We start from the raw sequence: 12901 nt of genomic DNA on the forward strand, positions 1-12901 counted from the left end.
GCATCAGCATGACTCGCACGGCCAGCACCAAATGGGAATCCCAATTCGGACTCGTTTGTCGCGATCAATCCACTAGGGTCTGGCGCAAAGCAGCAAGGAACATTCAAGAGGGAAACATGCCTGACCAAACCGATCGCGACGTGCTGGAATACCTGCGTGTCTATGTCATGGTCTGGCAGAAGATCGACTTTATCTGGGGCATGTTCCTGACGACCTATCTGCCGCTTATGGGGTTCATCAATTTCTATCAAAAAGACATCTCGCCTATCTTCGCGTTGCTGATGACGCTGGCAGTGGGGTTGTTTACGCTGATCAATGGCCGTGCGCTTCGGGCGCATTACGACATTGCCAACACCATGTCGGCCGAATTCCGACGCCTGAACCGCAGCTATCCCGATCTGAACGGGGCATTGTCGCGCCGCGCAAACATGATGAAGCCGGGCAGCGTGGCGTTGACGCATTACCTTGCCTTTGCCGGTTTCGTCTATCTGGTCGCGGGCCGGGTGTTGCCGGGGGTCTGCGGAACACAGACCGGATGGTCCTGTATCGGAATGTGGCTGGGGCTGTAGGTTCGCTGCCAGGATGGCGGCAGCCTGAAACGACAACGCCCCGGACAAAGCCCGAGGCGTTTTGGTTTGCAGCCAGAGGTGTGCGGGGTCAGACCAGCCGCGACACTTCTTTCGCGGCCTTCACGAAGTCGCGGAACAGCGGGTGGGGGGCGAAGGGTTTGGATTTCAGCTCTGGGTGGAACTGGACGCCGATGAACCACGGGTGGTCCTTCCATTCGACGATTTCCGGCAGGCGACCGTCGGGCGACATGCCCGAGAAACACAAGCCTGCCTTTTCCAACTGGTCGCGATAGGTGATGTCGACTTCGTAGCGGTGGCGGTGACGTTCGTCGATGGTGGTGGTCCCATAGACCTGTGCCACTTTGGAGCCTTCGGTCAGCACCGCGTCATAAGCGCCAAGGCGCATGGTGCCGCCCTTGTCGTCGCTGACCTTGCGGTTGACCTTTTCATTGCCCTGCACCCATTCCTTGAGGTGGTAAACCACGGGTTCGAAACGCTTTTCGCCTTTTTCGTGGTCAAATTCCTCGGACCCGGCGCGGGCCACGCCGGCGACGTTGCGGGCGGCTTCGATCACCGCCATCTGCATGCCAAGGCAGATGCCCAGATAGGGGATCTTGTGTTCGCGGGCGAATTGCGCGGCCTTGATCTTGCCTTCGGTGCCGCGTTCGCCAAAGCCGCCGGGGACGAGAATGGCGTCGAATTTTTCTAGGTGCGGGGCGGCGTCTTCGGATTCGAAGATCTCGGCATCGACCCATTCGACCTTGACCCGCACGCGGTTGGCCATGCCGCCGTGGGTCAGGGCCTCTGCGATGGATTTGTAGGCGTCTTCCAGCTGAACGTATTTGCCGACGATGGCGACGGTGACTTCGCCCTCGGGGTTGTGGACGCGGTCGCTGACGTCTTCCCACTTGGTCAGGTTGGGTTTCGGCGCCGGAGTGATCCCGAAAGCGTCCAGAACGGCCTGATCCATCCCTTCGCGATGATAGGCCAGCGGAGCGTCGTAGATCGACGGCAGGTCTTGCGCAGCGATCACTGCATCTGGGCGGACGTTGCAGAACAGGGCGAGCTTTTCGCGTTCCTTTTGCGGGATCGGTCCTTCGGAACGGCAGACAAGGATGTCCGGGGCAAGGCCGATGGAGCGCAGTTCCTTGACCGAATGCTGCGTCGGCTTGGTCTTCAACTCGCCAGAGGCCTTGATGTAGGGCAGCAGCGTGAGGTGCATGAAGATACACTGGCCGCTGGGCTTGTCCTGGGCGAACTGGCGGATCGCCTCGAAGAAGGGCAGGCCCTCGATATCGCCGACGGTGCCGCCGATTTCGCACAGCATGAAATCGACCTCGTCCTCGCCAATCGAGATGAAGTCCTTGATTTCATTGGTGACGTGCGGGATCACCTGGATCGTCTTGCCAAGGTAGTCGCCGCGGCGCTCTTTTTCCAGAACGTTGGTATAGATGCGGCCCGACGAAATGGAATCGGTCTTGCGCGCAGGGACGCCGGTGAAGCGTTCGTAGTGGCCAAGGTCGAGATCGGTTTCGGCGCCGTCGTCGGTGACGAACACCTCGCCATGTTCAAACGGCGACATCGTGCCGGGGTCGACGTTCAGATAGGGATCGAGCTTGCGCAGCCGGACCGAAAAGCCGCGCGCCTGCAACAAGGCGCCCAGTGCCGCCGAAGCCAGACCCTTGCCAAGCGAAGAAACCACACCGCCGGTGATAAAGATGAAGCGTGCCATGTGGCGATAACCCCGTGATATTTCAGTATATTCTGCCCGGTGACGCGCAGAAGGCGTCACAGCATCACGGGACTTGACCTATAAGGGATTCGGACGCGCCTGTCCAGACGACCGCAAGATGCTGTTGCGGCCGCGACAATTTTCCCCAAGCTGTAGTATGTTAGTCGGCTTTCGGAACCAGCGGTGCGTCGGGCGCATCGGCCGGCGGCGGCAGCAGACCTTCGGTGTCGATGGGGGCCGGTGCGCTGTCGGCCTGGCGGGCCGGTGCGCCGCCCAGGCGGTCAACGACCGAAGTGCCTTCGGCGTTCTTGGCCGACAGGAACGTCAGCGCCATCGAGGTGATGATAAACGCAATCGCCAGCGCCCAGGTGACCTTGGCCAGCGGAGACATCGCCGGACGGCTTGAAATCCCGCCACCGCCGCCGCCGATGCCCAGGGCGCCGCCTTCGGACCGCTGCATCAGAACGATGCCGATCAGCGAAAGCGCAAGCAGCAGATGAACGATAAGGACGACGTTTTCCATGGGCGGGCCTCTGGTTCCGGATGGGCGGTATCTAGAGCCTTGCGCGCGGTGCTGCAACCCCACATCCGGCCTGAATCCCGCCTCGGACGCGGCTTTCCGGCCAAGGGCCGTTGATGCGCGGCGGTTTGCCGGCGGCAAAAGGCGCGGACGCGCTATTCCTCGACGTCGTCCACGTCGGCCTGGCCCGACAGCTTGCGCCGCACCAGACTCCAGCTGAGCCCGATGCCAAGCACCAGCGACAGCGCGAAGATGCCCAGCCACAGCGTCAGGTCGCGGTTCGACAGGTCCAGCAGGCCATAGTCATACAGCACCCAGAGCAGTGCGCTGACCAGCGCCAGCACCAGCAACATCCCGAAGGCTCCGATCGACCTCAGCGTGGCGCGCAGGTAGATGATATAGCCCACCAGCAGCACCAGCCCGAACAGCACCGTCATCGGCAATTGTTCGGCATAGTTCGCCATGCCCCAGCGGACGAAATTCCATTGGGTCGGATTGTAGGTGGCCGCCAGCAGCAGAAAGGCGAATCCCCATCTCAGCACGAACCCCATCACTCGGCTCCTCATGACTTGGCTTGGGCGGACTGTCGCAAGGGCACGGGCGGCTGTCCAGCGCCTTGCGTCAATTTCGTGGTTTCGCTTGGCCGCGCGCGCCGCTATACCAGCGCCGGTTTGATACCGGACAAAGGGCCGAATTCTCATGGCAAACGTGGTTGTGGTCGGCGCCCAGTGGGGCGACGAGGGCAAGGGCAAGATCGTCGACTGGCTGAGCGAGCGCGCGGATGTGATCTGTCGCTTCCAGGGCGGGCATAACGCCGGTCATACGCTGGTGATCGACGGCAAGGTCTACAAGCTGCATGCGCTGCCGTCGGGCGTCGTGCGCGGTGGCAAGCTCTCGGTCATCGGCAACGGCGTGGTGCTGGACCCCTGGCACCTGGTGTCGGAAATCGCGACCGTGCGGGCGCAGGGCGTCGAAATCACGCCGGAAACGCTGATGATCGCGGAAAACACCCCGCTGATCCTGCCGATCCACGGCGAGTTGGACCGCGCCCGCGAAGAGGCCGCCTCGCAGGGCACCAAGATCGGCACCACCGGCCGCGGCATCGGCCCGGCCTATGAGGACAAGGTGGGCCGCCGGTCGGTGCGCGTGGCGGACCTGGCCGACGAAGCCACGCTGGTGTCCCGCGTGGACCGGGCGCTGCAACACCACAACCCGCTGCGGCGGGGCCTGGGGATCGACACGATCGACCGCGACGCGCTGATCGCGCAACTGCACGAGATCGCACCGCAGATCCTGCCCTTTGCCGCACCGGTCTGGAAGGTGCTGAACGAAAAGCGCAAGGCCGGCAAGCGCATTCTGTTCGAAGGTGCCCAGGGGGCGTTGCTCGACATCGATTTCGGCACCTATCCCTTTGTCACCTCGTCGAATGTGATCGCTGGGCAGGCGGCCACGGGCGTTGGCATGGGGCCGGGCGGCATCGACTATGTGCTGGGCATCGTCAAGGCCTATACCACACGCGTCGGCGAAGGCCCGTTCCCGACCGAACTGCGTGATGCCGACGGCGACCGACTGGGCACACGCGGCCACGAATTCGGCACCACCACCGGGCGCAAGCGCCGCTGTGGCTGGTTCGACGCGGCACTGGTGCGCCAGACCTGCGCCACCTCGGGCATCAACGGCATCTGCCTGACCAAGCTGGACGTGCTGGACGGGTTCGAAACGCTGAAGATCTGCGTCGGTTACGACCTTGACGGCGAACGGCTGGACTACCTGCCGACCGCCGCCGAGGCACAGGCGCGCTGCCAGCCGATCTACGAAGAGATCGACGGCTGGTCCGACTCCACCGAAGGCGCGCGCAACTGGGCCGATCTGCCAGCCAACGCCATCAAGTATGTCCGCCGGGTCGAGGAACTGATCGACTGCCCGGTAGCGCTGCTGTCCACCAGCCCCGAGCGCGAGGACACGATCCTCGTCACCGACCCGTTCGCAGACTGATGGCGCTCGGCTACAAGACCCGCAAGCGGCTGTCGCTGCTGATCCTGGTGGTGGGGCTGCCGCTCTATATCGTGGCGGCCGTTACCGTGGTGAACCTGTTGGACCGCCCGCCAATCTGGGCCGAATTTCTGGTCTACGTGGCGTTGGGATTTCTCTGGGCGCTGCCGTTCAAGTTCATCTTCCGCGGGGTTGGCCAGGCCGATCCCGACGAAACAGACGACTGACCCGCAGGTCGCGCTTCGCCCGAGGTTTGCGTCCCCCTGGTGTCTTTGGTTTTCCAAATACCTCGGGGGTGAATTGGCCGAAGGCCAAGAGGGGGCAGCGCCCCCTCACGCTTTTTCGCAGAAAAAGCGTCCTGTCCCAACGATCGGTTCCCGTCGCTCAGCCGTGCACGATCCACAGGATCGCAACGCCGGTTGCCAGCGTCGCAAGCCCCAGCCGCCGGATGACGTTTTCCGGCAGCGCCGACATCAGTGCCAGCATCCGTTCCAAAAGCGAAGGGGCCAGTGCATAGACCAGCCCCTCCACCACGAGGACCATTGCGATCCCCGATATGATATCGCGTGCCGTCACTCGGCCGCCCGGGAAGCGCCCTGGTCCGACTTGAGATAGTCGAAGAATTCGCTGTCGGGCGACATGACCATGGTCGAGTTTCCGGAAAGCAGCGCCTTCTGGTACGCGGTCAGCGAGCGGTAGAAGCGGAAGAATTCCTCGTCCGCGCCATAGGCGTCCGCGAAGATCGCGTTGCGGCGGGCGTCGGCCTCGCCTCGGGTGATCTCGCTTTGGCGCGTGGCGTCCGACGTGATTTCAACCCGGGTCCGGTCGGCCTGGGCGCGCACGCGCTGCGCCGCTTCGTTCCCGCGGGCGATTTCATCCGCCGCCGCCCGTTCGCGTTCCGCCCGCATCCGGGCAAAGGTCGCGTCCAGGTTCTGGCGCGGCAGGTCGGTGCGCTTCAGGCGGACGTCGATGATTTCCAACCCAAGTTTCTGCGCCTCGGGGAAGGCGGCATCGCGGATCCGCTGCATCAGCGCGGCCCGGTCGGAACTGAGGATGTCGCCCGAGGTCACCGAGCCGAGGATTTCCCGGGTGCTGGCCCGCAGGATCGAATCGAGCCGTGTGCCTGCGGTCGAGATCGCCTGGTCGCCCGAGGCACCGGTGGCTTCGCGGAACTGCTCGACACTGGTGATCCGGTAGCGCGCGAAGGCATCGACCACAAGCCGGCGGTCATCCAGCGGGGTGACTTCCAGCGGATCGACGTCACGCGACAGGATGCGGTCGTCATAACGCACGACTTCCTGGATCAGCGGCAGTTTGAACGCCAGCCCCGGTTCTTCCTTGATCGACACGACGCGGCCAAATTGCAGGACCATCGCCTTTTGCCGTTCGTCCACAATAAAGACCGAGGACAGCGCCGCGGCCAGGACGATGACCACGATGGGCAGAAGAAAGGTTGTCTTTTTCATCTCAGTTCCCCCCGGTGCTGCGGCGCAGTTCGTTCAGCGGCAGGTAGGGCACAACCCCCTGGCCGCCGGCCTGATCGTCGATGATGATCTTGTCGACGCGGCCCAGAACCTGTTCCATCGTCTCGAGATAAAGACGCTGGCGCGTCACTTCGGGGGCCTTCTTGTATTCTTCCAGGACGGCGGTGAAGCGGCTGGCCTCACCCTCGGCCTCGTTCACCACCTGGGCGCGGTAGGCCTCGGCCTCTTCCAGCGTCTGGGCGGCTTCACCGCGGGCGGCGGCCAGCACCTTGTTGGCGTAGGCGTCGGCCTCTTTTTCCAGCCGGTCGCGCTGCTGTTCGGCGGCCTGCACTTCGCGGAAGGCGTCGATCACCTGTTCCGGCGGGTCGGCCTTGTCAAAGTTCACGCGGACGATGTTCACCCCGGAATCGTAGCTGTCGAGCGTTGACTGGATCAGGTCCTGCAACCGGCTGGCGATGACGCCACGGTCGCGGTTGAGGATCGGGGCCAGGTCGGATTGCGCGATGATTTCGCGCATCGCCGATTCACTGACGGCACGGATGCTTTGCTGCGGTTCGCGCAGGTTGAACAGGAATTTCGCCGGGTCGTTGATGTTCCACACCACCTGGAAATCAATATCGACGATGTTTTCATCGCCGGTCAGCATCAGCCCGGCTTCGCTGCCGCGCCCGCCAACGCCGATATCCTCGGTCTGTTCGCGGGTGACCGGGATCACCTCTGCGGTGACCAGCGGCCAGGGGGCGAAGTTCAGACCCGGGTTGCCGGTCTGGGAATAGGCGCCGAGAAACAGTTCCACCGACTGTTCTTCCGGCTTCACGGTGTAGAAGCTGGCAAAGCCCCAGAGCACGACCGCGCCAAGCGCCGCCAGCCCGATGGTGCCCTTGGTGAAGGCCGGACCGCCACCGCCACGGCTGCCGCCGCCGCCGGTGCCGCCCTGGCCGCCACCCTGGCCGCCCATGAGAACGCGCAGCTTTTCCTGCCCCTTCTTCACCAACTCGTCGATTTCGGGGATCTGGGGCGGTTCGCCACCGGGACCACGGCCACCGCCGTTGTTGCCCCGATTGTCGCCGCCATTGCCCCGGTTGCCGCCGCTATTGCCGCCGCCACCCCAGGGCCCGCCGCTGTGTCCTGCCATTGAAAACCTTTCCTTGATACCTTGATCTTGCGATGTGTTAGGAAGCTGCCCCTAACCTGTGTGCTTTCGCCCGGATTTCAAGCGCTGCGCACCGGGTTCCGCATCGTGACCATCTCTTCCGACATGGTCGGGTGCACGGCCACGGTGCGGTCGAAGTCTTCCTTGGTCGCGCCCATCTTGATCGCGATGCCGGCAAGCTGGATCATTTCGCCCGCGCCGGGCGCGACGATGTGACAGCCCAGCACCTTGCGCGTCGCCCGGGACACCACGAGTTTCATCATCACCCGGTCGGGTTTTCCGGCGAAACTGGTCTGCATCGGGCGGAAGCTGGTGGCGTAGACCTCGATCTCTTCCTGCTCGCGGGCGGCTTCCTCGGACAGGCCGACGGTGCCGAATTCCGGCTGGGTGAACACGGCCGAGGGGATCAGGTCGTGATCGACCGGGGTCGGGTTGCCCTTGAACACGGTTTCGACGAAGGCCATGCCTTCACGGATCGCCACCGGGGTCAGGTTGACCCGGTCGGTGGCGTCGCCGATGGCATAGATCGAGGGCACGGCGGTCTGGCTGTAGGCATCGACCTTGACCGCGCCGCCGCGGGCCAGTTCCACGCCCGCCGCTTCCAGCCCCAAACCGGTGGTGTTGGGCGCGCGACCGGTGGCGAAGAGCACGAGGTCGAACACCTTTTCATGCCCGGTGGTGGATTTCACCCAGAGCGGGCCGCGCGGGGCATCGGACGGCGCGGCCGGAGACAGCTCTCCGGCCGGGTGGCCCAGGGCCACGTCGCCTTCGGCCAGCGTGCCGGAGCCCAGGTGTTCCTCGGTCGCGGGGGCCATGTCGAGGATATTGGTGCCGCAATGCAGGTCGATGCCGTTTTCGCGCATGCTGTCGGCGATCAGGCCGCGGGCCTCTTCGTCGAAGCCGCGCAGAACCTGCGCGCCGCGGTAGAACTGCGTCACCTCGACTCCCAGCCCGTTGAGGATACAGGCGAATTCGCAGGCGATGTAGCCGCCGCCGACGATCAGGATGGATTTCGGCAGGGACTTGAGCTGGAAGAGGTCGTCGGAGACGATGCCGAGATGCGCGTTGGGCAGGTCGGGGCGCACCGGGCGGCCGCCGGTGGCCACGAGGATGTGCTTGGCGGTGATGTCTTCACCGGTGGACAGCGTGACGGTGTGGGCGTCCTTGACCGTGGCGCGGGCGTCGAAGGTGGTGACGCCGGCATTTTTCAGCAGGCTGCGGTAGACGGATTCGAGCCGGTCGAGTTCGGTGTTGAGCTTGCCGGAAAAGGCGGTCCAGTCGAAGCCGCCACGGGTCATGTCCCAGCCATAGGCCTGCGCCTCGGCGTCGAGCCCGGCATAGGTCGAGGCGAAGACCATCAGTTTCTTGGGCACGCAGCCGCGAATGACGCAGGTGCCGCCATAGCGGCTTTCCTCGGCAAGCGCGACGCGGGCGCCGGTTTCGCTGGCCGCCACCCGCGCGGCGCGAACCCCGCCGGAACCGCCGCCGATGACAAAGAGATCGTAGTCGAATGCGCTCATCTTCCGTGCCTTCCTGACGCTGTGCGGTCAGAGGTATTCCACAACGCGCGGGCGATGGCCAGAGCCGGGTGCGGGCATCGCCGGGAGTTTATCGAGCGGTGCGGGCCTGCGGCCCGCGCAGGGTAAGCCCGGTGCGGGCGCATCGGGCGGGGGGCCGATTTTTCTGCGAAAAATCGGCGTCGGGGGCGCTGCCCCCCTGCCGCCTGCGGCGACAGTCCCCCGAGGTATTTGGCAAACCAAAGATGTCGCAGCGGGGTCTAGTCGCCGAGGTCGCTGAACAGGTTGTCGGTTTCGGCGAAGTCGATCTTTTCCTCGGTCGCGGTGCCTTCGTTGATGTCGCGCAGTTCGACCCGGCCGTCGGAATGGCCGATCACCACCACGTCGCAGATGTCGATGAAGAGCCCGTTTTCCACCACGCCGGGCATCTGGTTCAGCACCATCGCCAGCTGGCGGGCGTTGCCGATGCGGTTGAGGTGCAGGTCGACGATGTAGTTGCCCTCGTCGGTGATATAGGGCTTGTCGCCGTTCATCCGCAGGCTGGAGGCGCGGCCCATCACGTCCATCGCGACCAGGGTTTCCTCGATCAGGGCCTGGGTGGTGCGCCAGCCGAAGGGGATGACCTCGCAGGGGAGGGGGAAGGCGCCGAGATGTTCGACCTCTTTCGCGGCGTCCGCGATCACGATCATCTGGTCGGAGGCGGTGGCCACGATCTTTTCCTGCAGGAGCGCGCCGCCGCCGCCCTTGATCAGGTTCAGTTCATCGTCGAATTCATCGGCGCCGTCGATGGTGAGGTCAAGCCAGCGCGCCTCGTCGAGCGAGATCACGTTGATGCCCATGTCGCGGGCGAGTTCCGCGGTGCGGGCCGAGGTCGGCACGCCCTTGATCCGCAGCCCGTGGTCGCGGACCATTTCGCCCAGGCAGCGCACCAGCCAGGCCGCCGTGGATCCGGTCCCAAGCCCCACACGCATCCCGTCCTCGACAAAGTCCGCTGCCCGGCGGGCAGCCACGAATTTCGCACGGTCGATGGGCGAGAGCTCTATTGTCATTCTGGGGCAACTCCGTTTGTTCACGCACTGTTATAGGCATAAATCACGCTTTGGGCGAGGGGCAATCCCATGTCCGATGTCAAACCCGGACGCGGATCGGATCCCAGCCCAGCTGGAAGGTCGCGTTGGTGGCAGGTACCTTGGTCAGCTTGCAGGTGGCCATGACCCCCTTGGCGACCACCGGCTTGTTGAAGCCGGCAAAGGTAAAGAACTGCAACCCGCGCACGACTTTCTTGCCGCCGAGCTTGACCCAGCCCTTGTTCAGGGCTTCCAGGTTTTGCAGGTGGCGAATGTTGCTGTCGCTGGAATAGACGCCGCAGACCGCCATCTTGCCGTCGCGAGGGATCACCGCCCAGGCGAAATCCATCTTGCCCATCTGGCTGTTCCAGACAAATTCGCCGGTCGTGAAACGGTCTGTTACGGGGGTCTGGAACAGAGCATCCTGTGCGGCGGCGGGGCCGGCAGACAGGATGGCAGCGATCAGGGCGCGTTTGAGCAACGGGCGTTTCCTCTTTTCCGTGTCTGCCGATCAACCTAGGCGTGACGTTGGTGCGCATCAACTGCGGATCTGCCCGATGTCCGGGGTGGTGCGGGAATGTCGCATATGGGGCATTGCGTGGCGGCGGGTTCGGGTAAAACCGGGGCATGTACCGTTTGCACTATGCCCCCGACAACGCGTCGCTGATCGTCCGGCTGGTTCTGGAAGAACTGGGCGTGTCCTATGAAACCGTGCTGGTGAACCGCGCCGCGCGGGAACAGGAAAGCGCGGGGTATCGCGCACTGAATCCCGCCGGGCTGATCCCGGTTCTGGAAACGCCCGACGGGCCGCTGTTCGAGACCGGCGCGATCCTGATGTGGCTGGCGGACACCCATGGGCGGCTGGCCCCCGCGCCCGACAGCCCCGGGCGGGCCGCGTTCCTGCGGCGGCTGTTCTTTGTGGCGAACACGCTGCACCCGATGCTGCGGATGACATTTTATCCCGGCAAATACGTGGGCCACGATCCCGCGGCGCAGGCAACGCTGGTGACGACGCTTCAAAGCCCGCACCCGGTGGACATGCGTCTGCCGGGCGCGCTGGCGCTGCTGGAGCTGGACAGGGCAGACGAGCTGAGCGTGCTGGACCATTACGTGGCGTGCCTGCTGCGATGGTGCGCGTTGTACCCGGTGGGGCAAACGGGCTGGTTCGACCTGGCGGACTACCCGGTCTTGCGGGCGATGGTGACGCGGTTGGAACAGCGGCCGGCGGTGGCCGCGGCGCAGCGGGCCGAGGGGCTGGGGGCGCATCCCTTACAGCGCCGGACTATGCCACCCCGCCCGAGGGCAGCGCGACCTGAACCAGCTTGCCCGAAACATGCATCCAGATGTCGTTTTCGGTGGTTCACCGGGCCGGGGCGCTGTTACCTGTTGGGACAGGTTGCAAGGGAAAGGCGCGCGATGTTTCTGTCGGTGTTCGATATGTTCAAGGTCGGGGTCGGGCCGTCGTCAAGCCACACGATGGGGCCGATGGTGGCGGCGGCGCGGTTCCTTGACCGGATGCGGGACTCGTCCTTTGGCTTTCACGGCCTGAAGGCGTCGTTGCATGGGTCGCTGGCCTTTACCGGCGTGGGGCATGCGACGGACCGGGCGACGATCCTTGGACTGGCCGGGTTCGTGCCCGAAACCTATGATCATGCAGCCGCAGAGGCGGCGCTTGCGGCTAATCGCGACACCGGGATGCTGGAGCCCGCGGGGCTGCCGCCGCTGAAGTTCGATCCGAAAGCCGATCTGGCCTTTGATTTCGGGCCGGCGCTGGCCGGCCATGCCAACGGGATGATCCTGTCGGCCACCGATGCCCAGGGCGACGTGATCTTGCAGGAAACCTATTATTCCATCGGCGGCGGCTTTGTCATGACCGAAGCGGAACTGGCGGCGGGCAAGGATACCGATGACGGCGCGCCGGTGCCGTACCCGTTCAAATCGGCCGCCGAGATGCTGGAGATGGCGCAGATCTCGGGCAAGTCGATCGCCGAGATGAAGCGCGCCAACGAGATTTCGCGCGGGTGTGCCGACAGTCTTGACCGCGGTGTGGCGCGGATCTGGCAGGTGATGAACGATTGTATCGAGCGCGGGCTGGCCACCGACGGCATCCTGCCCGGCGGGCTGAAGGTCAAGCGCCGGGCGCATGGCATTCACCAGGCGCTGCTGGCCGAACGGGGCATGAACCTGACCGCGCCGCACACGATCAACGACTGGATGAGCGTCTATGCCATGGCGGTGAACGAGGAAAACGCCGCCGGCGGGCAGGTGGTGACCGCGCCGACCAACGGGGCGGCGGGGGTGGTTCCGGCGGTGATCCGCTATTGGCTGGACCATGTGCCGGGGGCCAGCAGCACGAAGATCCCGGAATTCCTGCTGACGGCGGCCGCGATTGGCGGGCTGGTGAAGTTCAACGCCTCGATCTCGGGCGCCGAGGCCGGGTGCCAGGCCGAGGTCGGCAGCGCGGCGGCCATGGCGGCGGCGGGGCTGGCAGCGGTGATGGGGGGCACGCCCGAGCAGGTTGAAAACGCTGCCGAAATCGCGCTGGAGCATCACCTGGGCATGACCTGCGACCCGGTGAAGGGGCTGGTGCAGGTGCCTTGCATCGAACGCAACGGTCTGGGCGCGATCAAGGCGGTGTCGGCGGCATCGCTGGCGCTGCGCGGTGACGGCACGCATTTCGTGCCGCTGGACGCCGCAATCGAGACCATGCGCCAGACCGGACGCGACATGCACGAGCATTACAAGGAAACCTCGCTGGGCGGACTGGCGGTGAACGTGCCCAATTGCTGACGGCCAGGCGGTCGGGGCTGTCGCGTTTCCCGTCTGGACAGCGCGGAATCAATGCGCACAGTTGCGGCGAACCACAT

At 64.6% G+C, this 12901-nt stretch carries 13 protein-coding genes and 1 pseudogene; 5 read left to right on the plus strand and 9 right to left on the minus strand.

Going from position 1 to position 12901, the window contains the following annotated elements:
• Window positions 1-116 precede the first annotated feature (116 nt).
• On the plus strand, window positions 117-569 hold the full coding sequence (locus VK792_RS13170; protein WP_326297977.1) for a hypothetical protein: 453 nt from the start codon (window positions 117-119) through the stop codon (window positions 567-569).
• Window positions 570-657: 88 nt separating this feature from the next.
• Here the strand turns inward: VK792_RS13170 and pyrG are convergent, their stop codons facing one another.
• From pyrG to VK792_RS13185, 3 genes are all read right to left on the minus strand, one after another.
• Window positions 658-2301, minus strand: a complete 1644-nt coding sequence (gene pyrG / locus VK792_RS13175) for a CTP synthase (RefSeq protein ID WP_326297978.1) — start codon at window positions 2299-2301, stop codon at window positions 658-660.
• Between the two features lie 160 nt (window positions 2302-2461).
• Complete coding sequence (gene secG / locus VK792_RS13180; protein ID WP_326297979.1) at window positions 2462-2824, minus strand: preprotein translocase subunit SecG; 363 nt, start codon at window positions 2822-2824, stop codon at window positions 2462-2464.
• A gap of 152 nt (window positions 2825-2976) precedes the next feature.
• Window positions 2977-3372: a DUF6524 family protein gene (locus tag VK792_RS13185; protein ID WP_326297980.1), complete on the minus strand. Its 396-nt coding sequence runs from the start codon at window positions 3370-3372 to the stop codon at window positions 2977-2979.
• A gap of 148 nt (window positions 3373-3520) precedes the next feature.
• On the opposite strand from VK792_RS13185, the gene VK792_RS13190 reads away from it, so the two are divergent.
• Entirely contained in the window at window positions 3521-4816 is a 1296-nt protein-coding gene (locus VK792_RS13190) for an adenylosuccinate synthase (RefSeq protein WP_326297981.1), read from the plus strand.
• Entirely contained in the window at window positions 4816-5040 is a 225-nt protein-coding gene (locus VK792_RS13195; protein WP_326297982.1) for a DUF2842 domain-containing protein, read from the plus strand. The genes VK792_RS13190 and VK792_RS13195 overlap by 1 nt, the downstream gene beginning before the upstream one ends.
• Before the next feature lie 157 nt (window positions 5041-5197).
• Here the strand turns inward: VK792_RS13195 and VK792_RS13200 are convergent, their stop codons facing one another.
• The 6 genes from VK792_RS13200 to VK792_RS13225 all read right to left on the minus strand — a co-directional run bounded on the left by VK792_RS13200 (window position 5198) and on the right by VK792_RS13225 (window position 10515).
• The gene (locus VK792_RS13200) at window positions 5198-5389 is read right to left on the minus strand and encodes a DUF2065 domain-containing protein (RefSeq protein ID WP_326297983.1); all 192 of its coding nucleotides are present in this window, start codon (window positions 5387-5389) and stop codon (window positions 5198-5200) included.
• Entirely contained in the window at window positions 5386-6279 is an 894-nt protein-coding gene (hflC, locus tag VK792_RS13205; protein ID WP_326297984.1) for a protease modulator HflC, read from the minus strand. The genes VK792_RS13200 and hflC overlap by 4 nt, the downstream gene beginning before the upstream one ends.
• Before the next feature lies 1 nt (window position 6280).
• Window positions 6281-7432, minus strand: a complete 1152-nt coding sequence (gene hflK / locus VK792_RS13210; protein ID WP_326297985.1) for an FtsH protease activity modulator HflK — start codon at window positions 7430-7432, stop codon at window positions 6281-6283.
• A 77-nt stretch (window positions 7433-7509) separates the two neighbouring features.
• On the minus strand, window positions 7510-8970 hold the full coding sequence (locus VK792_RS13215) for an FAD-dependent oxidoreductase (RefSeq protein WP_326297986.1): 1461 nt from the start codon (window positions 8968-8970) through the stop codon (window positions 7510-7512).
• 257 nt (window positions 8971-9227) lie between these two features.
• Window positions 9228-10016: a ribose-5-phosphate isomerase RpiA gene (gene rpiA / locus VK792_RS13220; RefSeq protein WP_326297987.1), complete on the minus strand. Its 789-nt coding sequence runs from the start codon at window positions 10014-10016 to the stop codon at window positions 9228-9230.
• Between the two features lie 79 nt (window positions 10017-10095).
• Window positions 10096-10515 (minus strand): hypothetical protein, encoded by a 420-nt coding sequence (locus VK792_RS13225; protein WP_326297988.1) that lies wholly within the window; start codon window positions 10513-10515, stop codon window positions 10096-10098.
• A gap of 146 nt (window positions 10516-10661) precedes the next feature.
• Here VK792_RS13225 and VK792_RS13230 point away from each other — a divergent pair.
• Both VK792_RS13230 and VK792_RS13235 read left to right on the plus strand, forming a co-directional pair.
• A pseudogene (locus VK792_RS13230) lies at window positions 10662-10832 on the plus strand (glutathione S-transferase N-terminal domain-containing protein); the annotation flags it as partial.
• Window positions 10833-11450: 618 nt separating this feature from the next.
• Window positions 11451-12824, plus strand: coding sequence for an L-serine ammonia-lyase (locus tag VK792_RS13235; protein ID WP_326298063.1), 1374 nt, complete (start codon window positions 11451-11453; stop codon window positions 12822-12824).
• Window positions 12825-12901: the final 77 nt, after the last annotated feature.

The sequence above is a fragment of the Mesobacterium hydrothermale genome (assembly GCF_035818635.1).
Classification (GTDB): domain Bacteria; phylum Pseudomonadota; class Alphaproteobacteria; order Rhodobacterales; family Rhodobacteraceae; genus Mesobacterium_A; species Mesobacterium_A hydrothermale.